Consider the following 25519-nt stretch of genomic DNA (forward strand, 5'->3'; position numbering starts at 1 on the left):
AAAGCCGATCAAGTGGAAGTATGACGATCCTTCACGTCGAATCCGCCAGGTGCCAAATCAATGACGCAGTCGACTAGCGGCTACCTCATTGAGGACTTCGGTCTGAGCGTCAACCAGATGCTGGCGTGTTCCGCGCAGCTCGTTTTCGGCGGACCGGCTGCTTCCCTCGACGCCATGCGGAGTCTTGTCGACGAAGGCGGCCCGTCTTTGGGGGCTCGGGGTTGGCGAAGCGCTAGCTTCGCTGTAGGGTTCGGGTTGAGCGAATTTCAGTATATCGACTCTCATGACTGATAATAACTGGCTTGTTGCACCCGAAGACGCCTACGCCCAATGGCAGCGCGAAGAAGCGACGGGCGCGGATCGCCGCGCATTTGCCGACCAGTCGATCGTGCAGCACCGTTCAATGTTCTCGCGCTTCAACGACTATCTGATTGCGCACGGCGCGACAGTGGCGAGCTTCGGGGCGGACCACATCGATGGATTCTTCGCGGAACTCGCGCAGGACTGCGCGCCCGGCACGACGACTCGCCTGCGTTACCTGAAGCTGATCGAGCGGGTCACGCGTCACCTCGTGAACATCGAACTGCGCACCGATAATCCGCCCGCGCTGATGTTAGTCAACGAGAACTGGCCACAAGACGAGCCAACGCCGATCTATCTTTCAACGGAAGACGATGCACGGCTACAAGCGGTGTGCGTTGCAACCGAAGGCGCACCATTCAAGGACCTTCGGAACACGGCGATCGCGGCGCTCTTCCTTGCGTCAGGGGTCACGGCCGCCGAACTTAGGCAGTTGCGCGTCGACGATCTCGATACGCATGGCGAGCGCCCTACTGTCTTCGTCGACAAGCACGGACCGCGGATTGCACGACGGGTTCCGATTGATGCCTTCGGGGTCGACGTACTGCGCAGTTATCACGAGGCGCGCAGCCGGATTCAGCCTCCAACGCAATGGCTCTTCGTCGCCACTGCGGGCGGCAAGCCGATGCAGCCAGACACGATGCTGAAGTGCGTTAGCCGAGCTCTTCACCGCGCGGGATTGACGGCGGCCGACGAGAGCCCGCGCTTACTCAGAAACACCTTTGGTCGTCGGCAAATCATCGCCGGCAAAACCAACGAACAAGTGAGCAATCTCATGGGCTTGTCCAGCCACCGGACCGCTACGCGCCTTCGTCAAACGATAGAGGCGAAAGACTAACGGCCGAATGGCTAGCCCGCTTTCCAACCGGCTCTGCACGCTCACCAGCGCGCGCTAGGCTTCGGATGATCGCGTCGGTTAGCCAATGAGCCGCGAGGAGAATTGGCCACCAATCCGACTTTGTCTGCGGCTTCGCCGACGACTTCCAATGATCCGTGAATTCCGGATAATCCGCCGCACAATGAACTTTCGAACCGGCACTCGCCCACCGAAGATCAGCAGTTTTTAGGATTTCGCCAGTTCAATAAGGTATGAATATGTCCAAATATAGCGCGCTAAGCGAACATCTAGCTCGGTTAGAAGGCAGTTACGTTAGTCTTACTTTCGAGGAAATAGAACGCGTCATTGATGCTCCGCTTCCCGCGTCAGCAAGGAAGTTCGATGCGTGGTGGGAAAACGAGAAGAGCGGCACCCATAAATGGGCGCATCTCTGGCGGGCTGCTGGTTGGCGTCGGGACACCGTGAACCTCAAAGCCCAAGTGGTGACGTTTCGGCGCTCGGATGAAGCCGTAGATGACTTGCTCGGCGCGCTTCGTCCGCGCACCAAGGAGGCTATCTACGACCTCCTCCAACTTGTCGACATATCGACGGATGACTGGCACACGACGGATACCGGCCACGAGATCGACCGTGTGAAAGCAAATCCGAGCTACTGCTATGACTGGTCATTCGGGTCGCCACGAGAGGGCTATGCCTTATGCATATGGCACGAGACACTTGACGTTAGCGGTGGCCGGATAGTCTTCACAGAAAATCTCCGAATACACGCAGAGAAATTGCGAAGAGAGGCGAATGACTCGGCGGGGAACAGCGAGCGTCGAAACAGGACGCGTACTCAGGCGGCCAGAGCGCAGGCATTTGACGATGCCCTAAGCATCTCATATGAGCGCATGTTGCCGGTGTCTGTAATTCTCACTGAAGGCGACCGACTGGTGCGCGAGGCAATGGGCGACGGTTCTTCGCATGTCCAGTATCGAGCGCTTGACGCCGCTAAATGGTTTGTGCACGACTACAATTCCGCCACGGGCGCGGCGATTCTTGTTCGAGGACAAAAACCCTTGACATCTAGTGCCCCAGCGAACGGTCCTGACGAGGACCAGACTGGCGAGCCGGACAAGATTCAACTACGGGCGATAGCGATCCGACAGGGGCAGAGTGGGTTTCGGGAAAAGCTGTTATCCGCCTATGGCCGCACTTGCGCGGTGACAGGGTGCAGGGTGGTGGATCTGCTTGAGGCCGCACATATAAGGCCTCACGCAGAGGAGCCGAACTACAATGTCACCAACGGACTGTTGCTCCGTGCGGACATTCACACCCTGTTCGACTTGGGACTGCTCGCAATCGACACCAGGTTACGGGTCAGGATTGTCCCGGCGTTGCTTCGGTCGGAATACAAAGCCTACGAAGGAAGGGAAATCAGGCATCCTGCTTATCCTTCGGAGATGCCTAACTCCGATGCACTACAGCGGAGGTACAAGCAATTCGAGGTGAAGGGCCGCGAGTCGGGTTCGCTTTAAGGTGCTAACTCGACGATGCGTCCGTTGCTATGCTCGTGATCGCGATCCTTCACGGGGTAAGTATCGAAGAATACGGACCTGTGACGGCTCGTGGCCAACACGGCGCCCCCGACGCTCTCCAGGAACAAAGCGCAAAACGCTATCGCCGCGAAACACTACGTGGCATCTATCCCCCGCCCACGATGATTCAAGTGCCAGCCGCAATCCTGCTCGTGCCCTTGGACTGAGAGGGTTTCGACGACGTCGAGCTAAGATCCCTACCATGCGTTAGTTTGGAAGGTAGATGTCTGATATCCGCTTACACTTGAGGTGGTCACGAACGCGGGTCGCTTGACTTTGGCAGTTAATGAGTAGGCTCCATTTGAGCCATGACGCGGTGTCGTGGCTATAGACGGAGCCGGCATGACCTACAAGGGCAACTTCAAGGATGTTGTTTTTCCCAATGCAGATGGCGAGGGGCGCGTTACCCGTTATCGGCTTGTTCTCACTGATACGAACGAACGTGTGTCTGCCGTCATCCATCTTCGTCGGGCGGAGCAGCCGCGCATCTACGAACTTAGCAGCAAGCGTGAGTTAGACGTTGCGATCAATAGAATCGTCGACACGGAACTTCGCGGCGTACGCGTCGATTCAATGCGTCTTGTGGTCGAGTTCGGTCAGTCGTCTATCGAGTACCCGCTGGACTTCAACGCGGCAGACATCCCGGCCCGGCGAACACGTATCAAGCCGTGGCTGGATGCTGCAGATCTGCGGTCGCGGGACATTGTGGGCGGCCGCGTTGCGCTTTTCCTGGACGTCGATGCCGGTCGCCCTGCCGATGCGTGGCTCACGGAACTATTGCGCGACTGATTAGAGGCGTACGCGTGTTAGGCGAACTCTTAAGAATAGTCGTTCGCAGCCGCTAATAGGGTCTACCGTAAGACGACGCTCATCGCCATGTACCAAGAAGAACCAGTGCTTTCCGAATTCATCGCTGCCGGTGACGAGATCAACCTCGCGCTGCTGGAGATCGATTCCAGAGAATTCGCTACTGCTGAGGACCGCAGTCTCGCGCAACGGGCAGTGTTTACCGACGTGATGGCCAAACGCGGCCTGCCGGATCGTCGGCAAGCGGTGCTATGCCACGAGATTAGCGCCCTAGTTGCGAATCGGCCAATCATGACTAGCCTCTTCGACTTTGTTGAGTTGAAGGCGTTGTGCATGCTCCGAGTTGCGCCGTCGCTTGTCGACCGGTTCATCGCGGTAAAACGTGACAATCCAGCTTTCGGCCTAGGCGAGATCATGGCGGTAGCCATCGAGGCGCGCGAGCACCACCAATGGGGACACTATTGGCAGAAGTAAAGCAACGATATGCGGTCGGCGAGTGGGACTCGTGATGGGCCAGCGACCCGTACATGAAGCACCGGTTCGTGCTTGACCTTGAATCGCGCACCGTGATCGCCGGCGAAGACCGCGTTCGCCGTCACTGGTGGTCGATGCGTCTTGTGCACGTCGCCTATATGCAGCAAATCCTCAACGGAATGTTCGCTTCCATATAGGACGAGCCGGAGGAATTCGGCTTCGTTCGTCAGACGGACATTCCATCATGGGCGACTAAAGCGTGGCCGTGGCCGCGGTTGCCTGACGTCGAAGAGGCCGAGCAGATGCTCGACAATCCCGACGTCCCGCTTGAACGCGACGAGTCTGGCTGCATCATCTTTCCGCCCCACTTCGTTGCCGCCGGGCAAAAATAGTTACAGAGAGCGCGGCGGCCGCAGCGACGCGCGGCAGTCGAACTTGCGGGCACTGCTTGTTTTCCTTTGACAGGCGATCGGTGGCCGAGGCATATAAACCGACGGCTGAACAGAAAGCCGTCGTAAGTGCTGGCGGCGGCCCTTGTTCAGTCTTGAACTTCCAGCGGCGGGATGTTGGGGGCCCGCCAGCCATAGGTTTCACGCATGCCGACGATGAAACGACGCACCGTCTCCTGCGCCAGCCCCCAATCACACAGTAGCTGAGGGTGCAGATAAACCGGCGGCGTCGCGTCTTCCCCCGTCAACGAAAGACACATAAAGAGGCTGTTGCGCCCCAGCTCTGCCTTCTCGCGTTCAATCTGGTCGATCCGTTCGAACTGCGCCTTGAAGTCAATGCCCCGATCCGTGCCCCGATCAATCCTGTCCGGCGGCATCATGACGCGGATTGATTCATCTTGAAGTTCCTGCCAGCGCTTGCCTTCGTCGGGCGTATATGTGCGCGAAGGGAGAGAAGGCGCGATGCGGTGCGCCGTCGAGTCGCGATAGAGCGTCCCATATTCATGAAACCAACGGGTCGTTTCGGGTTCGTCGAGATATGCCACAAGGTTCGGCGGAATGAAGGGGCGGCACGCTTTCTTGAACAGTCCGATACTTTTGGGCGCAAGGGACTGCTTGGCTTCGAGCAGGCACACCCAGGTCACGTTATCGAACAGCGCATAGACGTTCATGGCGAATGCCTGAAACTGGATGCCCACATCGCAGCATTCGTCGTGGCTCAGGAAATTACGGCGACCCGGCGGATAGAGCGCGAAGATATTGGCGACGGATCGCTCGATCGATTGCAGGCGGCGGCCGAGCCCCTGGTTCGCGAACGTCTGGGCCCGCGACACGGTGAGCTGCCCGGCAAGATGACCGAGGTCGAATTTAACGCGCGCGTTTCCGTTGCGCAGCTCGCGGATTTGGTCTTCGAAATCGCGGACCTGCTCCGCCGAGTACCCGTGTTGTTCGTTGTTCTGCCCTACAACTTCCGTCACGCCCATCTCCTCTCGCCCACTGTTCGCCCTGACGACTCCCAAGCCGAGGCCGCGCCTATGTCGATTAACAAAAGAGGATGCTATCAGCTCCTCTCAGATGAAAGGCCGCGCAGCCTGGGTGGAAGGCGAAAAACGACTTCCGCTCCAAGATGTTGTACGGTCGGCTGACGTTGGACGAAGACGACATGCGGCTGCTGTATGTACGTGCCGAAGGCCGCTCCCGGATAAACGGTCAGGCCGCTTTTGCCTGCAACGCCGCGTCGCGCTCGAGCGCTGCTTTCGCGGCTGCCTTCGTCTTGCCGGCGCGCGACGGCGGCTGGCAAATGCCGCACACCATTGAGTGCGATGGGTCATGTGCATGCGCGACGAACTTGCCGCGACAGCGTGTGCATCCCGCGAGACGTAGGATTCCGGCGTCCCTGAAACGGATATACGTCCAGGCGCGCGTCAGGTCCATCTGCAATGCCTCCCCGTTCATCGTGAAGTGCTCGGCATACAGCGCATAGGCGCGCGTCAGCAGCTCGACAGGATCCAGCCCTTCGGCATTTGCTTCGAGGAAGGCATAGACGTTCGCGAACATCGACGTATGAATGTTCGGCGCCCACGTCAGATACCAGTCTTCTGAGAACGGCAGCATGCCCTTCGGCGGCGACGCGCCTTTCACTTCGCGATACAGGCGAATCAGCCGATCGCGTGAAAGCGTCGGGATCTCCGACTCCAGCACTTGCATGCGCGCACCGAGCTTGATCAGCGCGATCGCGCGCATGACCTGCGCGGCTTCGCTCGCGAGACTCTTGGAAGACGTGATCGTGCTCATGGTCAGGCCGCGAGCAGCGCTTCGTTGGACAGGGCCGTCGCCGGCGCATCAAGGCTGCGGCTTGCGAGGCCACCGAGCATTTCATCGGCGCTCATGCGAAAGAAGCAAAGCAGTTGCGATGACGACGCTAGCTTGTCCGCCTGTGCCGGCGTGAGCTTGAGGAGCGTGTCGGCGATTTCGGCCGACAGCCCGAGGTGCGCCTGTGCGGCCTCGCGGTCCGATGCCAACACCCGCCGCGCGAGCGTCAGATAAGACAGGTTCAACTCGCGGATGGAAGAAAGATCGTAGCTGGCGTGTGTCATGGCTGGCGTACCGGAAGTGGCTGTGACCGTATGCGTCGGGAGCGCCTTGAGCGACAGCGCAAGCGAATTGTCTGTTCAAAAACTTGGCTCTGCAACAGAAAGTTACATTCGCAAACCTTTGCATCACCAACTTACGCCGACGCAATCGTTGTCACTGGTTAGCGACTGCCTCCGCATAGGCGCGAAACGAGCCATCGGCGCGCACTGTTACCGCATTGCGCGCGGAGTTTTCGCTTGCTATCCGCAACTTTCACGTGTTTTATGCTCGTCATGCAAAGCCGGGACAGGCGAGTAACAATTGCCGCGTAACGGTTTTACCGCGGTTATTGCGCGACAGTGTTACCACCGCTTACGTTTGGCGGATAGATATGGTTGGACGAAAGCGTCGTCGCGATGGTGTAGACTACTGTACAAACATACAGTACGGGGTTGAACATGGGAGCGTTGGCCCTCGAAGACATTCACCCGAGCATTTGGCGCGGCTCGCAGCTCGCCTCCGCGCGCGCGAACGTGTTGCCGTGCGGGTCGCTGGAATTGGCCGCTGAGTTGCCGGGAGGCGGTTGGCCGAAAGGCGCATTGACCGACTTGCTAGTGCAGCAGCCGGACGTCGGCGAACTGCGATTGCTTTTGCCCGCGTTGAAGGCGGTCGCGCAGCGGCGCATCGCCCTTCTCCAACCGCCGCACCGTTTCCAGCCTGAAGCCGCAGCCTATTGGGGCCTGCCCGAGACGTCGGTCAACGTGGTGCGCGCGCAAAAGACAGCTGATGCACTGTGGGCGGCGGAGCAGATTCTCCGGTCCGGTACGTTCGGCGCTTTGCTCTTCTGGCAAACCCACGTTCGCCCCAAAGCGCTCCGGCGCCTGCACCTCGCCGCGCAGACCGGCGAGTCGCTGTTTTTCATGATCCGGCCACTTGCCGCCGCGAGCGACACGAGCCCTGCTCCGCTACGTGTGGCCGTGCGCCCGGCGCGCGACAGCGTGTCGTTGCAGTTCGTTAAGCGCCGCGGCCCCGCACGCGACGAGCCGCTCGTCGTTGGATTGCCCCATTCGCCTATCCTGTTGAATCGCCATGCAAGTGTGGATCGGCGTATATCTGCCGCACCTCAGCCGAGAAGTCTTCCAGCCGAACTGGTCGTCCACGAGTGAGGCTGGCTTCGGTCCGGGCTTGGTCGTGCTCGATCACGAGCGTGTCGTCGCGCTCGATCAGGCAGCGCACGAGGCCGGTGTCCGCATGGGCATGCGCAAGGGCGGCGTCCTGACGCTCGCGCCGGACGCGCGCATGCACGACAAGGACGAGCTCAAGGAGCAGCAGGCCGTCGCCGATGTGGCCACCGCCCTGATGCAATTCAGCCCGCAGGCATCGATCGCCGAGGAGCAGACCGTGCTCGTCGACGTGTCGGCGAGCTTGCGCCTCTTTGGTGGCGTGCGCGCGCTGCGCCGCGCGATCCGCGCCTCGCTCGCCGCGTTCGGCTTCACGGTTCGCCTGAGCGTCGCACCCACCGGCCAGAGCGCGTGGCTGATGGCGCGCTATCGCGGCGGCCACCGCCTTTCCATTCGCTCGCTCATGCGCCAGTTGCCGCGCTTGCCCGCCCTGCTGGTGCTGGAAGCACGGCGCTACGCCGACTGGTTCGACGGTCTCGGATGCGCGAGCGTCGCGGACCTGCGTCGCTTGCCGCGCGCGGGCCTCAAGAAACGCTGCGGTGTGGCGCTTATCGACACGCTCGACCGCGCTGTCGGCGAAGCCCCGGAACTCTACGAATGGGTACAGACGCCGCCGTCCTTCAATGCACGCATCGAACTGCCGGACCGTGTCGAGCACGCCGAAGCTGTCCTCTTTGTGGCGCGGCGGCTCATCGTCCAATTGACGGGTTGGCTCGCCAGTAAGCAACCGGCGCTCACGCGGTTTTCCATCGAGCTTGAGCACGAACGCGGGCGCGCGGCCTTGCCGCCAACGAAGATTGAGGTTGCGCTTGCGGAGCCGACGTGGCACGAGGAACACCTGACGCGATTGCTGAAAGAGCGGCTTGGCCGCGTCGAACTGGCGGCCGCGGTCATCGCCGTGCGCGTCGAAGTGAATGACGTTGAAGCGGCGGCACCGCCTTCCGATACCCTTTTTCCGGAGCCGGGCGGCAGCGCCGCCGACCACAACCGGCTGATGGAATTGCTCGTCGCACGCCTTGGCCACGAGAACGTCTTGCGCCCGGCCCCCGTCGCGGACCATCGGCCCGAGATCGTCGGGAACTGGGTGCCGGTCACGAGCGACGTCAAAGGCTGCCCGTTGCCCGGCGATCAGCCGCGCCCTTCGTGGTTGCTTGAGACGCCTGTCCAGTTGATGACGCGCCAGCACAGACCGTTCTACGGCAGTCCGCTGCGCACGGTCTCTCCGGGCGAGCGCGTGGAAGCCGGATGGTGGGGAGGCGAGCTCGTTACGCGCGACTATTTCGTCGCGGAAGCCGACGACCACACCTGCTACTGGATCTACCGCGAGCGCGTCGGCAGCCGCGACGAAGAGGACCCTCGATGGTTCCTGCACGGCCTCTTCGGGTGACACGATGGACGCTTTTTCGTCGATGCTGCCCGGCTATGCCGAGTTGCAGTGCTTCTCCAACTTCACTTTCCTGCGCGGCGCCTCGCACGCAGAAGAACTGATCCTGCGCGCGGAGCAGCTGGGCTACCTTGCGATTGCCATTACGGACGAATGCTCGCTCGCCGGTATCGTGCGCGCGCACGTTGCCGCGAAGGAAGCGAACATCCGCCTCATCGTCGGCGCGCACTTCCAGTTGACCAACGCCGGCGGCACGCCTGCCCTCGCCTTCACCGCGCTCGCGATGAACCGCAATGGCTATGGGAACCTGTCGGAACTCATCACGCTTGCCCGAACGCGCACATCAAAGGGCACGTACCTGCTGTCGCCCAACGACTTGGCGCGGCCGGAAGCGCCATACGACCACCTGAAGGGCTTGCCCGACTGTCTCGTCATTCTCTCGCCCGAATATCCAGCGAAGGAAGAACGGCTCGACGCGCAGGTCGAATGGCTCGCGCGCACGTTCGAGGGCCGCTGCTCTGTCGCGCTCACGCTGCACGCCGGCGCGATGGACGACATCCACCGCGGCATCGTCGAGTACGTCGCCGACCAGCACGGCGTGCCGGTAGTCGCGACGGGCGCAGTGACGATGCACGTGCGCTCTCGCAAGCCGCTGCAAGACACGCTCACCGCCGTGCGCCTGAACCGCTGCATCGCAGAGTGCGGCTTCGAACTCGCGCAGAACGCCGAGCAGCATCTACGCGCCCGGCTGCGGCTTTCCAACCTCTATCCGGCGCGGGCGCTTGCCGAGACGCTGACGATTGCGAGTCGCTGCACCTTCTCGTTGGATGAACTGCGCTATGAATATCCGGACGAACTCATCCCGGAAGGCACCACGCCCACCGCCTATCTGCGGCAGGAAACGTACATCGGTGCGCACCGGCGCTTTCCGGCAGGCATACCACATAAGGTGCAGACGCAGATCGAGCACGAGCTATCGCTCATCGCCGAGCTTCGGTACGAACCGTACTTCCTGACGGTGTACGACCTTGTGCGTTTCGCGCGCAACGAAGGCATCCTCTGTCAGGGGCGCGGGTCGGCCGCAAACTCCGCTGTTTGCTATTGCCTGGGGGTGACCGAAGTCGATCCAGCGCGCAGCTCGACGCTCTTCGAGCGGTTCATCTCCAAGGAACGCGGCGAGCCGCCCGATATCGACGTGGACTTCGAGCACCAGCGGCGCGAAGAAGTCATCCAGTACATCTATCGCAAATACACGCGCACCCGCGCGGCGCTCGCGGCCGCCGTCACGACGTACCGGCCAAAGAGCGCGCTGCGCGACTCCGGCAAGGCACTCGGCGTCGATCCGATCATCGTCGACAAGGTGGCCAAGTCGCATCACTGGTTCGACTCCAGCGCGGATCTGCTAAATCGCTTCGTCGAGTCGGGCCTCGACACCGCGACGCCAATCATCCAGCAGTGGGCAAGCCTCGCCTCGCAACTGCTGAACTTCCCGCGCCATCTATCGCAGCACACCGGTGGCTTCGTGATCGCGCGGGGCAAGCTCTCGCGGCTCGTGCCAATCGAGAATGCCGCGATGGTCGATCGCAGCGTGATCCAATGGGACAAGGACGACCTCGAAGCACTCGGGTTGCTGAAGATCGACGTGCTCGCGCTCGGGATGCTCTCGGCGATCCGGCGCACGCTGGACATCATCTCGAAACAGCGCGGCGAGCCGTTCGAGTTGCAGGACATTCCAGCGGAAGACGCGACGACATACGAGATGATTTGCCGCGCCGATACCGTCGGCGTCTTCCAAATCGAATCGCGGGCGCAGATGAGCATGTTGCCGCGCCTGCAACCGCGTAAGTTCTACGATCTCGTCATCGAAGTGGCGATCGTGCGGCCGGGGCCGGTGCAAGGCGGTATGGTCCATCCGTACCTGCGCCGGCGGCAAGGCAAGGAGCCCGTTTCGTTCCCTTCGCCTGAGATGGAGACCGCGCTCGCTCGCACGCTCGGCGTGCCGATCTTTCAGGAGCAGGTGATGCAGGTCGCGATGCTCGCGGCAGGATTCACCGCCGGCGAGGCGGACCAACTCCGTCGTGCAATGGCCGCGTGGAAACGCAAAGGCGGCTTGCAGCACTACTACGATCGCATCGTCAACGGCATGCTCGAGCGCGGCTACGACCGGGAGTTCGCCGAATCGATCTTTGCGCAGATCCAGGGCTTCGGCGAGTACGGCTTTCCGGAGAGCCATGCAGCGAGCTTCGCGCTCCTCGTCTATGCGAGCTGCTGGCTCAAGTGTCATGAGCCGGCGGCGTTCCTGTGCGCGATGCTCAACAGCCAGCCGATGGGCTTTTACTCGCCGTCGCAGCTCGTACAAGACGCGAAGCGCCATCAGGTCCGCGTTCTGCCGATCGACGTCACGGTCAGCAACTGGGATTCGTTCCTTGACGGCGACGACTCAATGGCACCGGTACGGCTCGGCATGTCGCTGATTCGCGGCATGCACGAAGAGTCGGCCGCACGCATCGAAGCAGCGCGCGCCGTGCGCCCCTTCGAGTCGGTCAATGACCTCGCCAACCGTGCGCGGCTCGATCGCCGCGACTTGCAACTGCTCGCAGATGCAAACGCGCTCGCCGCTCTATCTGGTAACCGGCGAGAGGCGCTCTGGCAGGCGGTCGCAGCCGTGCCCCATAAAGACCTGCTGCGCGCGACGGCGCGCGAAGAAGAATTGCCGATGCTCGCGGCGCCGAATGAAGCGCAAGAAATCGTCAGCGACTACCGCGCGACCGGCCTCACGCTGAATCGTCACCCGCTCTCGTTGCTGCGTGACCGGCTCAACGAAAAGAAGATATTCGCGGCGTCGAAGCTTGCTACCTACCCGAATGGTCGGCTCGCCAAGGCATGCGGGATCGTGACCGTGCGTCAGCGGCCCGGCACAGCAAATGGCGTCTTGTTCATCACGCTGGAAGACGAGACGGGCCAGATCAACGTGATCGTCTGGCCATCGCTCGTCGAGAAGTTCAGAAAGGAAGCGCTCGGTGCATCCCTGCTCGGGGTCTACGGAGTCTGGCAGAAGGAAGGCGAGGTAAAGCACCTCGTCGCGAATCGACTTGTCGACATGACGGAACTCCTTGGCAACTTGGCTACGTCGAGCCGCAATTTCCACTGAGCATTAGTACCGCGCCGGCGAATGAGCGCTTGTCGGAGTTGGCACTCCGGTCCCAGAGTGCGCTCCCTATGCACCCGGGAAGCGCCCCCGGCAATGCTCCGGCAGTGAAGCAAGTTACTACTCAGGGAGAGCCGCGTGGCCGACGGTCTGTTCTGTCGCTGTGATCTCGTCTTCTGGAAGGAAGCGCCTCACGCGCAGAGCAGAGATGGGATCGGTCTCGGCGAATTTTTTCAGCCACTCGATCGTCTGTTCGCGCACATTCTTCTCCTCCGCCGTCTGCCCTCTTTCACCAAACTTGAGGAGCGTGATCAACCGGCGCGCGAACAGCTTGTCGTCATTGGCACAGGTGAGCAGGGGCAGAATGTCCTCGAACTTCGCTTCCGCAATGGTTGTGAGGTCCTCTGGATTCCACCCACGGTTGAACTGAATTGCATCGAGCGTCTTAGCTAGGTCCACCGGGGCTTTGAGACGCGCGACCTCGGCCTCCAGCACGGCCTTGAAGGTAGCGTCGTACTTCTCGCCAAAATGCTCGCTAGGTGCCAAAGCTGCTTGGCGATTTTGATTCGCGGCGATGAACTGGTCCAGCAGTCGCGTCGCCGCGCCGTTTCCCTGCAAATTAAGCAGCACTTCATAAACAGAGTAAAGCTGGGAAGCGGCAATCTGGTCGAGAGCGGCCATGGTCGTTTCCAATAAGTGCTCTAAGGCTTTCTTACTGTCGCCGACGCCCCACCAAAACCGATGAAGCGCAGCATCGAATGACGCTTTCCGGCTGCCTGCGTCAATGCGCTGCGACAAATCCTCCGCCAGGGTTCGAACCGCCTCCTCGCGGAAAAACCCCGAGGCAATGCCGGCATAAATTTCTTTGTCGAGTGGGCTTGTTTCGCTGTAGCCATATCCTTCGATAAGCTCATCCCAGTCCGACTCCCGCTTTTCTTGTTCGGTCTGCTCTTCCCTCTTCTTCTCGTTGTGGAAATATTTCGGCCACTCGTCGCCGCCGTACGCAAGCAGGTATTCGACGGTGGGAACGTCTTTCCGAGGAATGAAGTGTGCAACCCCGAAGAGCGCCAACGTGCTGATCACGTCGGCAAGCACGTTGGGGTGAAGATCAGTCACGATCGCCGCTAAGTCATCGGCAAGCGCGCCGAGTCGGCTGATCACGCGAATGTTCGAAACTCCTAGACGAATGAATCTTTCCGCCAGCAGCTTCCCGGCCGGGTTAGGTTCCGCGCCGAGAGCGACGACACACGCCTCCTCCGGGGTCGGTGCGAAATCGACCGTCTCCTCGACTACCTTCTCGAGGTACATAGAAAACTCGTCCTTGGCGTCGTTACCCAACTTTTTTTGATTGGAAATAAGGAGAACACGGCAATTCCGCTCCTCCTTCAAAAACGAGGCAAGTCCGAAAACGTCAGCTAAGCGCAGGGAAGATGGTGCGCGTTCCAAATCATCGAAACAGATGACAGCGTTTCGCACAGTCGCAAACGAAAGCTCTTGCGCGAGGGACTCGAGCTTCCCGAGGTATGGAATCACAGGCAGTATTTTCAGGATCTGCATCGGCTTCAAGCCTATAGCTCCACCTTCAATTGCATCTCCCACTGTATCACTACGGCCCGGCAGTCTTATTGCTGACATCACCTCTTCCGTGAGGCGCTTTCGCACCTCCGCAAGCGACGTGAGGCCGAACAGAGATACGTAGGCATAGCGAGGGGGAGCGCCCTTCCTCGTCGACCTCTCGAGGGCTTGCTTCCACTGATATGTCTTACCGGAACCCCAGTCGCCAGTGAGCATTGCGACTTTTGGCGTTTTGCCAGCGAGAAGCCTGTCAAGACGCGATTGAACAATTTCTAAAGTCAAGAATCAATCTCCTAATGCGACATATCCAGGTCCTGCAACAACGAAGCGAGTAGCAGGTGCGCGTCACGAACGCAGCAACAATTCGGCGTGTTCCTTTGGGACCGGTGTTGCTGCGACGATAGTGCTCAATACGTCCGCTTGTAGCTCGTACTCTTTGCGCATGCTGGTGTCCTATAGCTTCGAGGGACGCTTACAGTCACAGCCTCATATCTTGTCGTGAGCGCTGTCTTGGGCGCATGTGAATTCATGGAAATTTGCTCGTCGGATACTTCTCGAAATCCGCAACGAACTGCCCGGTAAGCCCGGCTGCCAACATCGCTTTTCGGCCAGACGCTACCTCTCTCTGGAACGCGAATGCTCCAAGACAGAGGACGAAAAGCAGGATGATCGGCGCCACTGTCTGCGTCCATTGCAGAGCACTGGAAAGCTCCGCCCCGGCTTGCAGCAGCGAACGAGTTATGAGAACGCTGCCGCATCCAAAGATGGCTGCCGCGCAGGCCGTGACCAGGAATCGCCTTCGGCGCTTTCGCGCGTACACATAAAGCGCTATTGCCTCCCATTGCGACTTGGTGAAATTTGTACCATCGATCTGCATTAGCCAGTTACCTATGGATTCAAACGTCGCACTTCGCCTCAGCCCTGAGCGCACATACGAAGATCGCGATCGCTATGCCGAAGCCGATTGCTCCGCCTACGCCGCCGGCTTTTGAAACGTCAACCGTGGCGTAGTGCAACTCAGCAGCCCCCAGATTTATCGCCTGCCCCACTAGAATCCCACAAAGGCCCAGTCCGCCGGACAAAATTCCTACGAGGGCTGCGAGTCCGAAGATACGTAGCAGCTTATCGTTCCAAGCTATGTCCATTTCTATCTCAAATTCTCGTTGCCTGTGACCCCGCCGAGCAGCCGACGCTTCCCCCTAATTGGGCAGAGCGTGCTTGTATAGCAGTGCCCTGATGGCTTCGTCGACGGTCGACCGGAGCACATACTCAGGACCTTGCGGTAGCAGCGCGGCGAACGCTTCACTCAATGAGTAAGCGACCTCAGCCACATCGCGCTCACGAACGATAACCCTCAATCCAGGGGTGAGCTCAGCTTCAAGTTCACGATCGTTGACTCGGAGTTCGACAGTAGCCATCGTTTCATCTCCCAATGCGATGCGTCGTTTTCCTCACTTGTGGTCACGAAGGTCCGACAGAGATTCTTCGAGCACGTCCGCCGCGTCCAAATGAAGCTGCACCACGGTATCGGTTAGCGGCTCGCCGTTGGGCATCTTGCGTGACTCAGCAGAATCGCGCAAAACGTTGATCGCTGCCCGCAGAGCAAGCGCTGGAGTCAGATTGGACATGGTTCGTTTTCCGTGTTTCATGACTGGCTGACTGTCAGAGCTTTATGACGAGGTCCGTGTATTTTGCGACGTTGTCGTCTTCGCTGAGCAGGCGCAGTGGCTCCGTGATGGCTTGTGCCACGAGCATCCGATCGAAGGGATCTCGGTGAATGTCTGGCAGCTCGCGAACAGTCGCAGCGTGCGCCGCTGTTACTGGTAGTTCGCGAAACCCCGCGTCCTCCATCCGCGCGACTAGCTCCGCCACATCGGCGTCGAGCTTTCCGAGCGCCGCCTTGATAGATATCTCCCAAATGCTCGCGGCGCTGACGAACACAACGTCGGCGCTAAGCATCGTTGCTTCAGCACGCTTGGAAAGCCTTTTATCGCCGCCCATCGCCCACAAAAAAACGTGCGTGTCGATCAACAGGCGCATTACCGGCCCTCGAACGTCGCCAAGACCTCGTCCGCCAACGGCGCGTCGAAGTCGTCGGCGATCTTGATTTTTCCCTTCATCAAGCCGAGGCGAAGTTTCGGCTTCTGCTCCACGGAAACGAGCCGAACTACGGGCGTTCCGGCCTTGGCAATGACGACTTCTTCGCCGCTAACGGCTGCCTCGATGAGACGCGACAGCTGCGACTTTGCTTCATGAATATTCACGGTCTGCATGGGCTCTCCACCAATGATTAGCTTAGTTTAGCCAAGTCTTGCGCCGACGGCAATCCGTACGACGCAGCGCGTGGTTGGATGCTTGACCTGATTTGGACAGGGACGGGCAAAAGACGGATGAAAAATCGTAGCTTTCGCCTGCGCAAGATTCGGTTTTTTGTTCACGATGCAGTGCTGCTGGTCTGCCAAGGCGCGCCACTGCGCCTTGACAAGGCACCTTTTCCCCAACACTGGCTTTACATCGCCCCCTCGCAAGCAGGGGAGTCGGTGGCTTAGAAAACGATCGGAACGCCCACTACGGCGTCCACGAACTTAACGAGGTCTGGTTTGAAACAGTCGTTTGCTGCATTGCCGTCCATTCGCCTTTCCGCTTTGACGGCACTGACCGTCGCCGTGCTCGCTGCCTGCGGTGGTGGTGGTTCTTCCGATTCCACCAGCACAGGTGCCTCGAACAACACAGGGAGCAGTCAGAGTGGCTCGCCGGCCGCATCGCAGAAAGTGAGCTTCCTGCCACCGGCAGCCACAGTGCAGAGCGTTGCGGCAACCGGCGACCCCGTGGCCGACAGCATCGCTTACCTCAACGCCATGCGGCATAACGTCGGTTACACGACGGCGCTCTCAATCGATAAGGGGTTGACGACGTCGTCGCAAAACCATGCTGTTTATCTTGCCAACAACTCGATCTTGAGCCACAACGAGACGGCTGGTCAGCCCGGATTCACCGGTGCAACCCCGGGTGTGCGCATCAACGCACAAGGCAACTACACGGCTTACGGCGAGGTCACCAGCGCCGGTGATGTGCGAGCATTCACCGACTCGCTGGTGGGCGTCAGGCTCCTTTTCGACGCGCCGTATCACCGTGTCATCATGCTCGACAACCTCGCCAGTATGGGCGTGGGCAGCGCCTCCAGCTCGACGTGGGGGGCGTTTAACATCGACTTCGGCAACATGACGTCCGCCCTGAGCGGCACGCAAGTCATCGCTTATCCGTACCCGAACGAGACGGGCGTTCCGACAAATTGGTACGTCAACGAGATCCCGAGCCCGTTCGCGTCCGCGCCGCAGTACAACCAGACGTATACCGGCTATCCCATCACCATTCAGGGCAACATGTTGTCGAAGTTGAGTTCCGTGAGTTTCACGGTCACCGACAGCGGCGGGAATGCGGTGCCGTGTCAGCTTCAGTCTTCTGCCAACGACACTGAACTCACGAACGCTGCGATGTGCGTTCCCTTCAAGCCGCTCAACTCTAGCGCCACGTACACGGTGCATGTGGTTGGCGTACTGACCCCGCTTGCGGTGAATGGAACGCAAAACAATGCGCTCGATCTCACGTGGTCGTTCACTACGAAGGCTGCGAGTACGACGAAGGCCCAAGGCTTGAACAGTGGTGATATTCGTCCGCCCGCCGTTTTATAACCGCCGCCTCGGAGCAAGCACGACTTTCAGCGGCGCCTAAGAGGCATCCCCTGCTCGGCTTGCTCCACCTCGAGCCGCATTGAGAAAACCAATGCCGTATCGCGCCGTTACAGTCATCGTCTTATCGATCGATGGAAGCGGTCATTGCCACTAAGGCGAAGAAATGCCGCGATAGACGGCTGCCCTTTCTGACCGTCAACGAGAGCAATTGCTCGTTGCGACGTTTCGTCGTGCGCGCATCTGACGGCATCGTTCGAGGAGCCACTGGGGTGTCCGCTTCGCCAGATGTGACGGCAGACCTCCCTTGACTTTGAAAGTGCCTAGATAAGCTAGCTAAGGCTACTTTCGAAGTACGCCAGTCCAACTCTTCACAAGGTACCTTATGCTCAAAGACAAAGAACAAACCGATCTCACGAAATCGCGTGTCGACGTAGTCGCTGCGGTTTTCTCCCTCGGATGGAAGGCTATCGCCTTCGTCGGTGGCATGATTTTCGTCGCATATTGCTGGCTGGAAAATATCCTGCCGTTGGGCTTGTCGGCCGGAGACGTAGTCTTCCTGGCCTCCGCAGCGTTCGCTCTTGCGGTCATCACGCTTGTAGGCACTGGTTACGGAACCTTCGCGACGCTCTGGTTCCTTAAAGCTCTTGTCGCAAGCGTAAACGCTTTCAACCGGCACAAAAAGAATCCTCCTGCGCCGTCCAAGCTCCACGCATCTGTTGACTCGTGGGGAATGCTCGTTTGCTCCGTATTTCTCGCCATCGTCATTTCCGTCATCGCATACTTCGCGCCCCGGCCCGACCCGGACATGCACTTCGGAGGGACGCTACTGTTCTTCGGTGTACTGGGCTTGTTTCTTGGCTTAGTGTTTCTTATCGAATCCCCGACTACCCAACAGCGAAATGTTCGCTTTACGCTGATTGCGTGCGCCCTCGCCGTATTTGGATCACTAGTCGCCACTCGACCGTCGCTTCTCAACGTCGCCATGGAGTCTTTGGGCGTCCGTTCGGTCCCAGGCCAAACGGTGCTGGTGTCCGCCGCCGCGCACACCCAGCTAGCTGGTAACGCAGAAATCAGCGGCGTGCGAACAAGCTTTTGCAAGCTGGATGGCACCGACAGGTGGGCAACTCGGAACGCTCGCGTCGTTTGGCTCGGGATCGGCGACGTTGCGTACATCCGGCTCTTCGATGCGCGCGAGCCCGCATCGCGAAACATCTTGGTTCGCGTCAACCGAGCAGACGTCGACGTTGCCAGGGGCGAGAACTTGGAGTTTCGTTGCCCCGCTGAGTCGACCAACCAACGCAAGTCCTGATGACGCGCATCTACGCCACCCTCAAGAAACGCTACACCACTGAGGCCCTAAAGAGCATGGGCTTCGTCCGAGACGGAAGCATGATGGTCCGCAGGGGCGCCATGCGCCGCGTCCGAGCGCAAGCGTCAAGCCTCGACGGGTTGTGGTGGCGAGTGACCCCGTTTGAGCGCCACTGGCGGTAGCCACCCATGAGATTGAAAAGACGCACGAAAAGCATTGTCTTTTCAAATCCAACACGCGTCTACGGTCGGTAGCCTTGGTCTTCGCTCATAAAAGCGTCTGCGCGATCGCCGCGCAACCGCTGCTGGCCCAATCGGCCGTTGCGCCATAAACAAAAACTTACGAATACAACGAGGAAACATGAAGCTCAAAATGATCGGCTTGGCCGCCCTGTCCGTCTTCGCACTCTCCGCCTGCTCAGAAATGCAGATGGGCGCACCGTCCGCCAAGACGGCGGCGACCGGTTCCGCTGCCGGCGAAGCTTCGCAGAACGCCAACGCAGGCCTCCAGCACTGCACCGCGCCGCTCGGTACGGTCGCAATCGTCGAAGATACGGAAGCGCCGTGGTACGGCCTTCTGACTGGCCAATACCAACTCGGCTCGACGGTGCCCGTGCTGAAGCTGCTCGTCCAGCAAAGCAACTGCTTCGTGATCGTCGATCGCGGCCGCGCGCTCGGCACGGCTATGGGTGAGCGCGCCCTGAACAACTCGGGCGAACTGCGCAAGACCTCCAAGATGCACAAAGGCCAGATGGTCGCGGCGGACTACACGATCAGCCCCAGCGTAACCTTCAGCAACCGCGACGCAGGCGGCGGCGCCGCGGGGTTGCTCGCTTTCGTGCCGGTGGTGGGCGGTGTGCTCGCCGGTGCGGCCGGCACGATGAAGGCGCAGGAAGCCTCGACGATGCTGACGCTCGTCGACAACCGCTCCAGCGTCCAGTTGGCGGCCGCCGAGGGATCAGCGCGTAACGTCGACTTCGGCATGCTGTCCGGCGTGTTCGCCGGCGGCTTCGGTGGCGGGGCCGGTGTGGGCGGCGGAGCCTACGCAAGGACCGCACAGGGCAAGGTTGTCGTCGCGGCATTCACCGACTCGCTCAACAACCTCGTTGGCTCAGTTCGTCAGTACCGGGCGCAGAACGTCAAGGGCGGTCTCGGCAACGGCGGCGCACTGGTCGTCAACTGACCGCACGAAGGGCGGCAGAGCCGACGGCTCCCCGCCCTATTAAGCATTCACGGAAGTGGCCGTTATAGCGGTCTCAACGAACCCTCAAAGGAAGCACACATGCGCCTCTTTCTCGCCCATCATTCCGTGGCTCCAGTTCTTCACGATCGGCCGTCCGATCGCCGGGATCATCTGCTTTCTGTTGCAGATCACGCTGATCGGCTGGATCCCGGCCGCTATCTGGTCCGTTTTCGCACTCGGCCAGTACAAGACGGATCGCAAGATCGAGCGCGCGCTCGGCAGCCGCGCCTGAGTCAACCTCTTATGGCCGCCGCCGGGGCAGCAGCTTCGCGTCGGCCACAATGTCAGATAGGCTCGTCGGCGAATCGGGAGTTCGATTTTGCGGAAAGGCATTCTTTCGCGCGCTGTGCTGCTAGCGACAATGACCGTATTCCTGACCGCTTGCGGTGGAAGCGGAGGCGGGTCTGGCTCGACCGTCGAAGGCGTGGATTCCGAGCGCCGCGGCTATCGGGATGACGTTAAACAATTCATTCTCGATCAGTATTCGAGCAATCCGGCGGTAAGAAACGCGGCGGAGGTTGCTGCGAAAAGCTTTCAGACCAGCATCACGTCGGCTGTACTTGATCAGGCCGACACGAGCGGCGTCGTCCTCGCGGCTGTGCAGAGCTCGGCATGCGCCGCTGACGCTGCAGGTCCAGCCAACATCGATGCGGTGGTTGAAGCGGTGAACGGAGTCTACGCTCGCACGTTCAACACCCGCGAACGGCTGGCTGCGCGGAGGAAATTTACGCACGCTGCAAATAACGCCGCGGTGCTGAAGTACGACTTGTCGGCGTGCCGTTGACTCGGATTTCCACTAAGAAACGAAGCTGTCACCGTTCAGTGGAAAGTTCTTGGCACCCGCGTTTGATGCCATCGACGATGCGAAGCCTCTGTCGGATCACTCTATCCAGTCGCCGATGACGATCTCTCCCTCCACGTCATTGGCAGCCGCCAGTTGCCGGGCGACCATCATCAATTCATCGTCAGTCAAAGTGGACTGCTCTTGCGTCGTCAGCAGCACGCCGACGCCGTTCGAACCGGCTTCCGGCGGAATATATGCCGCTCGATAAGTAGGCATCGCCATTCTCCTGTTGTCCAGACCAGTGTCCTCTGCCCTCGATCAACCACCGTCATCCGCAAGAAGGGATGCTTGCGCCAGATCGACGTTAGGCGTTGCCTTCGGTTTGGCGGTTCGGGGCGGCAGAGGAAACGGCTCCGCGTGCATGGCGTCGGCCGGATAAAGCTGCAGGAACGACCGGGCTTCGTCCGTGCTTTTGCAAGACAGCCAGTCTTCGTATTCGGTCTGCGGGATGATGACCACCGACCGCTTTTCCGATCCCGGCCTGTGGAAACGCTTCATCAACGGGTGATCTTCGGCGTTGACCGTCAGCATCGTCATCGACAGGCTAGTTGAACCGTCGGCGGGGTCCTTCCATGCACGCCACAACCCAGCTATAGCAAGCGGAGCGCCATCGGCCATGCCGATGCGCCAGCGCACTGCCTTGCCCGTCTCGTAGTCTGGCTCGTAGAACCGCCGGCACGGAATCAGAGCGAGTTGAAGCTTGTTCCACGCAGTGCGAAAACTTGTCTTCTGCCCCACTGACTCGGAACGCGCGTTCATCGTGTCGAAGGCTTTCACGCCCGGCGGGATGAACTTGCGCGGGACCATTCCGAACGTCGCTGCGTCAGTCAAATACTCACCATCGACGCGGCGGAAGATCGGCGCGGCATAGTCCTTGTAGATTTCCGGCTTGTATTCGAAGTTCGGCACCGGAAACAGACTGAAGACGTCAAACGCATCTTTCGGATTAGACTCATAGCTCGTGCACACTGTTTTCGCCCTCCGTTGTCGAAAATATACACGGAGGCGGAGAGGTCCCCGGTGGCGGCTTCGGTTGGGAGGTGTGGCACCCGTTTTGCGCAAAACGCCCGTTGGCCTTGCCGCGTGACTGGGATGCGCCGCCAAGAGCGGCATCGACTGTGGCCGGCCAGATAACCTACGCGAGAGGTTCCTATGGCTGCGCGTTCTATCGCTTCAATGACGCTGAGTTTCGGTCTCGTATCCGTGCCGGTGAAGGTCTACACCGCGACGGAAAGCAAATCTGGCGTCGGCTTCAACCTGATGCACAAAGAGTGCGGCACTCGGCTCAAGCAGCAGTACGTCTGCCCGCACGACGGCAAAGTGGTCGAGCGCGCCGATATGGTCAAGGGTTACGAGTTCGAGAAAGAAAAGTACGTGATCTTCGAGAAGTCGGAATTGGAGGCGCTGGAAGCAAGCGCGAGCCACACAATCGACATTGTGTCGTTTGTTCCGACCGATGCGATCGACCCTATCTACCTCGACAAGCCCTACTACCTCGCTCCCGACAAGCGCGGCGGCAAACCGTACCGGCTGCTCCAGGAAGCCATGAAAGACAGCGGCACCTGCGCCGTCGCCCGCTGGACGTGGAAGGGCAAGCAGCACATGGTGCAGGTGCGCGCCGGCAACGACGGCCTGATCCTCCAGACGCTGCTCTACGCCGATGAGGTTCGCTCGCAGGCCGATATTGGCATTGAAGAAACCGAAATCCAGCCCACAGAATTGCAGCTCGCCGAGCAACTGATCGATCAGTACCGCGTCGACAGCTACGACGCCGCCGCGTACAAGGACGAGGAGAAAGAGCGCATCCTCGCCGAGATCGACAAGAAGATCGCCGGCAACAAGATCACCGCCGCGCCCGCCGTCGAGCAGCCCGGCGCGCAGGTTATCGACCTTGTAGAAGCACTGCGGGCGAGCTTGAAAAAGAAACCGGCGGCGGAACAGCCAGCCGCACCCCGCGCGGCACGCAAGAGTGCGCGCACCGCAGTGCCAGCGGAGGAAGCTGCCGAAACTGCGGAAGCTGCTCCAGCGCCCAAGCGGCGTGCCGTGCGCCGTGCGACTACCGCGGATCAACCGGCACCGGCCCGGAAGACCGGCACGAAACGGTGATATGCAAGACGACGGCTACAGCCTTCGCGACGTGCAGCGCATGCTCGGTGTCTCCCGCACCGTCGTTGAGCGGTTGATCGCGGCGGGGTTTGTCTCACCGGCAAGCGGCGAGAAGCGGGAGCGGCGCTTCACCTTTCAGGACATCGTCATGCTCAGGACCGCACACGCGCTCCGCGTGGCGGGTGTCTCGCCGATGAAGATCGTCCGGGCGCTCGATCACCTCCGGAAAAGCTGGGGACGCGAAGGATCGCTGACTGGGGTTCGCATCGCGGCCGTCGGCGATCGCGTCGCTGTGCGCGACGAGGCAAGCCGCCAATGGGATGCTGAAACCGGCCAACTGCTACTTGACTTCGAGGAGGCGCAGGCGTCCGGAAATGTCGCGTCCATGCGGGGGCCACGCGAGGAGCGCGCGCGAGAAGAAGCCGCCGAACTATTTCGGCAGGCGCGCAGCATGGAGGACGATGACCTCGACGCGGCCGAAGCGGCATATCGGAGAGCGCTCGAACGCGCGCCGGACTATACCGACGCCTCGCTGAATCTCGGCGGTATCCTCGTGGACAGTGAGCGATTCGACGAGGCAATCGCGGTCTATCAAGATGCGCGGCGATACCGTCCGAACGACCCGGTGCTGCTGTTCAATATCGGCGTGGCGCTTGAAGATTCGGGCCGCTTCCGCGAAGCACTGCTTTCCTACGAGCGTTGCATTGAACACGCGCCTGACTTCGCGGACGCCCACTTCAACGCCGCGCGCATCCATGAAGAACTGGGCGAGGCGACCAAAGCCATTCGCCACTTCAACGCTTACCGCCTGCTACAGCGTAATTCATAGCCGCTGCGGAATATGCTTTGCTATACGCCGACTGGAACAACAACAAGGAGGCGACAATGGCAGACCAGCACAAGCCCGGCGAGAAGGTCCAGACGTCGGGCATCTACAAGGTGGTCAAAGAAGGCGACGGCGGCACTGGCTTCGAAGTGACCTGTGTCGAAGGCGAGCACTTTCCGCCTACCCGCAGCGGCAAGGGCGCGCACTACGAGCTGGTCCACGCGGCCACGCATTCGCACAAGCATAACGAACTGGGCTCAGGCGACTAGCCGGACGTATCGGCATCGCGGCCCTTCCACCCCACCACAGCTAGTGCCTGCGGGAACTCCGAGCGCCATCGGCATTGCCGGCACTGCACGGCGCGGAGCAAGTACGGCGTAGCAGGACCCACCCTAACCCTATGGGCAACGCTGACCGTGCGCTCGCTTCAAGAATCTCGCAGGCCCCGCTTTCCATTAAAGCCGCCCGGATAAGGCCGGGCGCGCCCGCGCACGTCACTTTCGTTGTTGAGAACGCCGGCGCGGACGACGTGGAGGTCGTGAGCAGCGCCTTCGAAATCAAAAGAACGCTGGTTGGCTCGCGGCACTCGTTGCCCAAGGCCGGATGGGGTTATGCCGTCACGAACGCCATCGTTTTCGGAACCCTACTCCCGGCGCGTAGCGAGCTCTGGACGAGCTTCGAGGCGGACAGCCGCACAACCTTTCGCGGTGCGGTACCCATCGATCCACCGCCCGACACCGAGCCGCAGTACTACTTTTCGGGGCGCTTGCTCTATCGGCGCACTCGCGGGGAGCTATTTGAGACGACTGTCTATCGCCGCCTGACCTATCCCGACTTGGTCTGTTCGATTATCGAGCCGGGCGACACTCACCTGAATAAATCCGGGAGTGTGGTGTTCGCCGCAGCTTGACGCTCGAGCAACGGTCAGCGCGCCCGCGAGTCACTGCCAACCGCCGCCTAGCTCGTTGCTTCAACCGGATCAGGCGGCATGGACGCATCGGCTGTGCTGCCTGGGCTGGCGGCCAGATTGCGGACCGCTCCGGCTCGACTTCGGCGTCGCTGACCGGCCCCAGCCCTTCCCCGAACCACGGCACTTCAGCCCGCATCATCTCGACGTAGTCGTCCACACGCCCGAATTCGAATACAACAAGGTGAAGGCGCCCGCCAAGCCTAAGAAGCTGAAGCAGACGCAATAACCAACACCGGTCACGGCGACAGAAGCGATGCTCCGATGCCGTGAGACGACAGGCGAAAAAAAGCCTCGACCCGGTATCCCGGGCGAGGCTCACTTACACCTATGAACGTGACAACGAAGTTTGCTGCACTTCTCGATTGCCGCTTCAACGACTACTTCCGAACTGCGGCTACTGCTTCTCGCTAGACTACCACTGCTCCCCGGAACGACTTAATGCGAATGAGGAAGCGATGAACATGAGACGCGCTTTCGGCAACCGCTTGTCCGGATAGGTGTCGAGGTTAGGCCGGGATCTCGGTGACTGCCTTTCTGCGTCCGTGGTGTTCATCGCCACGAAAAGCAGTGTACGTGTGCAACGCCGCTAACCAAGCGCCGAAGAAGCAAGGAAACCGGGCTCTGTCCTCGCGATAGGACGCGCGTCGCATGCCGATAAAGCGGC

At 60.3% G+C, this 25519-nt stretch carries 28 protein-coding genes and 1 pseudogene; 17 read left to right on the top strand and 12 right to left on the bottom strand.

The genetic code is table 11. The features are described from left to right. Positions 1–283: 283 nt before the first annotated feature. The 4 genes from NCR35_RS27265 (at position 284) to NCR35_RS27280 (ending at position 4056) form a co-directional block, all read left to right on the top strand. Entirely contained in the window at positions 284–1198 is a 915-nt protein-coding gene (locus NCR35_RS27265) for a tyrosine-type recombinase/integrase (protein ID WP_250537037.1), read from the top strand. Between the two features lie 257 nt (positions 1199–1455). After that, positions 1456–2715 carry an HNH endonuclease gene (locus NCR35_RS27270; RefSeq protein WP_250537038.1) on the top strand — a complete coding sequence of 420 codons (1260 nt, stop codon included), beginning with the start codon at positions 1456–1458 and terminating at the stop codon, positions 2713–2715. Between the two features lie 402 nt (positions 2716–3117). Continuing rightward, complete coding sequence (locus tag NCR35_RS27275; protein ID WP_250537039.1) at positions 3118–3564, top strand: hypothetical protein; 447 nt, start codon at positions 3118–3120, stop codon at positions 3562–3564. An 87-nt stretch (positions 3565–3651) separates the two neighbouring features. Then, complete coding sequence (locus tag NCR35_RS27280) at positions 3652–4056, top strand: hypothetical protein (RefSeq protein ID WP_250537040.1); 405 nt, start codon at positions 3652–3654, stop codon at positions 4054–4056. 538 nt (positions 4057–4594) lie between these two features. Here the strand turns inward: NCR35_RS27280 and NCR35_RS27285 are convergent. The 3 genes from NCR35_RS27285 to NCR35_RS27295 form a co-directional block, all read right to left on the bottom strand. Then, a complete protein-coding gene (locus NCR35_RS27285; protein ID WP_250537041.1) occupies positions 4595–5482 on the bottom strand; it encodes a hypothetical protein in 888 nt (295 codons plus the stop codon). 232 nt (positions 5483–5714) lie between these two features. Then, entirely contained in the window at positions 5715–6299 is a 585-nt protein-coding gene (gene flhC / locus NCR35_RS27290; protein WP_250537042.1) for a flagellar transcriptional regulator FlhC, read from the bottom strand. Between the two features lie 2 nt (positions 6300–6301). Then, complete coding sequence (locus NCR35_RS27295) at positions 6302–6601, bottom strand: flagellar transcriptional regulator FlhD (RefSeq protein WP_250537043.1); 300 nt, start codon at positions 6599–6601, stop codon at positions 6302–6304. A 435-nt stretch (positions 6602–7036) separates the two neighbouring features. Between NCR35_RS27295 and imuA the strand changes: the two genes are divergently transcribed. The 3 genes from imuA to NCR35_RS27310 are packed head-to-tail and all read left to right on the top strand — an operon-like array spanning position 7037 to position 12294. After that, positions 7037–7744: a translesion DNA synthesis-associated protein ImuA gene (gene imuA, locus NCR35_RS27300; protein ID WP_250537110.1), complete on the top strand. Its 708-nt coding sequence runs from the start codon at positions 7037–7039 to the stop codon at positions 7742–7744. Next, the gene (locus NCR35_RS27305) at positions 7668–9146 is read left to right on the top strand and encodes a Y-family DNA polymerase (protein WP_250537044.1); all 1479 of its coding nucleotides are present in this window, start codon (positions 7668–7670) and stop codon (positions 9144–9146) included. The genes imuA and NCR35_RS27305 overlap by 77 nt, the downstream gene beginning before the upstream one ends. 4 nt (positions 9147–9150) lie before the next feature. Next, a complete protein-coding gene (locus NCR35_RS27310; RefSeq protein ID WP_250537045.1) occupies positions 9151–12294 on the top strand; it encodes an error-prone DNA polymerase in 3144 nt (1047 codons plus the stop codon). 117 nt (positions 12295–12411) lie between these two features. Here NCR35_RS27310 and NCR35_RS27315 read toward each other — a convergent pair whose 3' ends face one another. The 7 genes from NCR35_RS27315 to NCR35_RS27345 all read right to left on the bottom strand — a co-directional run bounded on the left by NCR35_RS27315 (position 12412) and on the right by NCR35_RS27345 (position 16139). Next, a complete protein-coding gene (locus NCR35_RS27315; protein ID WP_250537046.1) occupies positions 12412–14148 on the bottom strand; it encodes a hypothetical protein in 1737 nt (578 codons plus the stop codon). Between the two features lie 244 nt (positions 14149–14392). Further along, positions 14393–14743, bottom strand: a complete 351-nt coding sequence (locus NCR35_RS27320) for a hypothetical protein (protein ID WP_250537047.1) — start codon at positions 14741–14743, stop codon at positions 14393–14395. Positions 14744–14762: 19 nt separating this feature from the next. Further along, positions 14763–15011 carry a hypothetical protein gene (locus tag NCR35_RS27325; protein ID WP_250537048.1) on the bottom strand — a complete coding sequence of 83 codons (249 nt, stop codon included), beginning with the start codon at positions 15009–15011 and terminating at the stop codon, positions 14763–14765. Positions 15012–15065: 54 nt separating this feature from the next. After that, entirely contained in the window at positions 15066–15284 is a 219-nt protein-coding gene (locus tag NCR35_RS27330; RefSeq protein WP_250537049.1) for a hypothetical protein, read from the bottom strand. A 33-nt stretch (positions 15285–15317) separates the two neighbouring features. After that, positions 15318–15494, bottom strand: coding sequence for a hypothetical protein (locus NCR35_RS27335; protein WP_250537050.1), 177 nt, complete (start codon positions 15492–15494; stop codon positions 15318–15320). A gap of 34 nt (positions 15495–15528) precedes the next feature. Next, positions 15529–15906: a type II toxin-antitoxin system VapC family toxin gene (locus NCR35_RS27340; protein ID WP_250537051.1), complete on the bottom strand. Its 378-nt coding sequence runs from the start codon at positions 15904–15906 to the stop codon at positions 15529–15531. Beyond that, on the bottom strand, positions 15906–16139 hold the full coding sequence (locus tag NCR35_RS27345; RefSeq protein ID WP_250537052.1) for a type II toxin-antitoxin system Phd/YefM family antitoxin: 234 nt from the start codon (positions 16137–16139) through the stop codon (positions 15906–15908). The genes NCR35_RS27340 and NCR35_RS27345 overlap by 1 nt, the downstream gene beginning before the upstream one ends. A gap of 327 nt (positions 16140–16466) precedes the next feature. On the opposite strand from NCR35_RS27345, the gene NCR35_RS27350 reads away from it, so the two are divergent. The 5 genes and pseudogenes from NCR35_RS27350 (at position 16467) to NCR35_RS27370 (ending at position 20893) form a co-directional block, all read left to right on the top strand. Beyond that, the gene (locus tag NCR35_RS27350; protein WP_250537053.1) at positions 16467–17558 is read left to right on the top strand and encodes a CAP domain-containing protein; all 1092 of its coding nucleotides are present in this window, start codon (positions 16467–16469) and stop codon (positions 17556–17558) included. Between the two features lie 382 nt (positions 17559–17940). Then, positions 17941–18867 carry a hypothetical protein gene (locus tag NCR35_RS27355; RefSeq protein ID WP_250537054.1) on the top strand — a complete coding sequence of 309 codons (927 nt, stop codon included), beginning with the start codon at positions 17941–17943 and terminating at the stop codon, positions 18865–18867. A gap of 360 nt (positions 18868–19227) precedes the next feature. Then, positions 19228–20049, top strand: a complete 822-nt coding sequence (locus NCR35_RS27360; RefSeq protein ID WP_250537055.1) for a CsgG/HfaB family protein — start codon at positions 19228–19230, stop codon at positions 20047–20049. A gap of 99 nt (positions 20050–20148) precedes the next feature. Continuing rightward, a pseudogene (locus tag NCR35_RS27365) lies at positions 20149–20341 on the top strand (YqaE/Pmp3 family membrane protein). Positions 20342–20470: 129 nt separating this feature from the next. Further along, positions 20471–20893, top strand: coding sequence for a hypothetical protein (locus NCR35_RS27370; protein WP_250537056.1), 423 nt, complete (start codon positions 20471–20473; stop codon positions 20891–20893). A gap of 96 nt (positions 20894–20989) precedes the next feature. Here the strand turns inward: NCR35_RS27370 and NCR35_RS27375 are convergent, their stop codons facing one another. Beyond that, complete coding sequence (locus tag NCR35_RS27375) at positions 20990–21169, bottom strand: hypothetical protein (protein WP_250537057.1); 180 nt, start codon at positions 21167–21169, stop codon at positions 20990–20992. Between the two features lie 42 nt (positions 21170–21211). Beyond that, a complete protein-coding gene (locus NCR35_RS27380; RefSeq protein ID WP_250537058.1) occupies positions 21212–21922 on the bottom strand; it encodes an SOS response-associated peptidase in 711 nt (236 codons plus the stop codon). 183 nt (positions 21923–22105) lie between these two features. Between NCR35_RS27380 and ku the strand changes: the two genes are divergently transcribed. The 5 genes from ku to NCR35_RS27405 all read left to right on the top strand — a co-directional run bounded on the left by ku (position 22106) and on the right by NCR35_RS27405 (position 25081). Beyond that, positions 22106–23059, top strand: a complete 954-nt coding sequence (gene ku / locus NCR35_RS27385) for a non-homologous end joining protein Ku (RefSeq protein WP_250537059.1) — start codon at positions 22106–22108, stop codon at positions 23057–23059. A gap of 1 nt (position 23060) precedes the next feature. Next, positions 23061–23888 carry a tetratricopeptide repeat protein gene (locus NCR35_RS27390; RefSeq protein ID WP_250537060.1) on the top strand — a complete coding sequence of 276 codons (828 nt, stop codon included), beginning with the start codon at positions 23061–23063 and terminating at the stop codon, positions 23886–23888. 56 nt (positions 23889–23944) lie between these two features. Continuing rightward, positions 23945–24154, top strand: coding sequence for a hypothetical protein (locus tag NCR35_RS27395; protein WP_250537061.1), 210 nt, complete (start codon positions 23945–23947; stop codon positions 24152–24154). A gap of 131 nt (positions 24155–24285) precedes the next feature. Continuing rightward, positions 24286–24795 (top strand): hypothetical protein, encoded by a 510-nt coding sequence (locus NCR35_RS27400; protein WP_250537062.1) that lies wholly within the window; start codon positions 24286–24288, stop codon positions 24793–24795. A 55-nt stretch (positions 24796–24850) separates the two neighbouring features. Continuing rightward, positions 24851–25081: a hypothetical protein gene (locus NCR35_RS27405; RefSeq protein WP_250537063.1), complete on the top strand. Its 231-nt coding sequence runs from the start codon at positions 24851–24853 to the stop codon at positions 25079–25081. Positions 25082–25519: the final 438 nt, after the last annotated feature.

Source organism: Caballeronia sp. AZ10_KS36, from assembly GCF_023631105.1.
Taxonomy (GTDB): Bacteria; Pseudomonadota; Gammaproteobacteria; order Burkholderiales; family Burkholderiaceae; genus Caballeronia.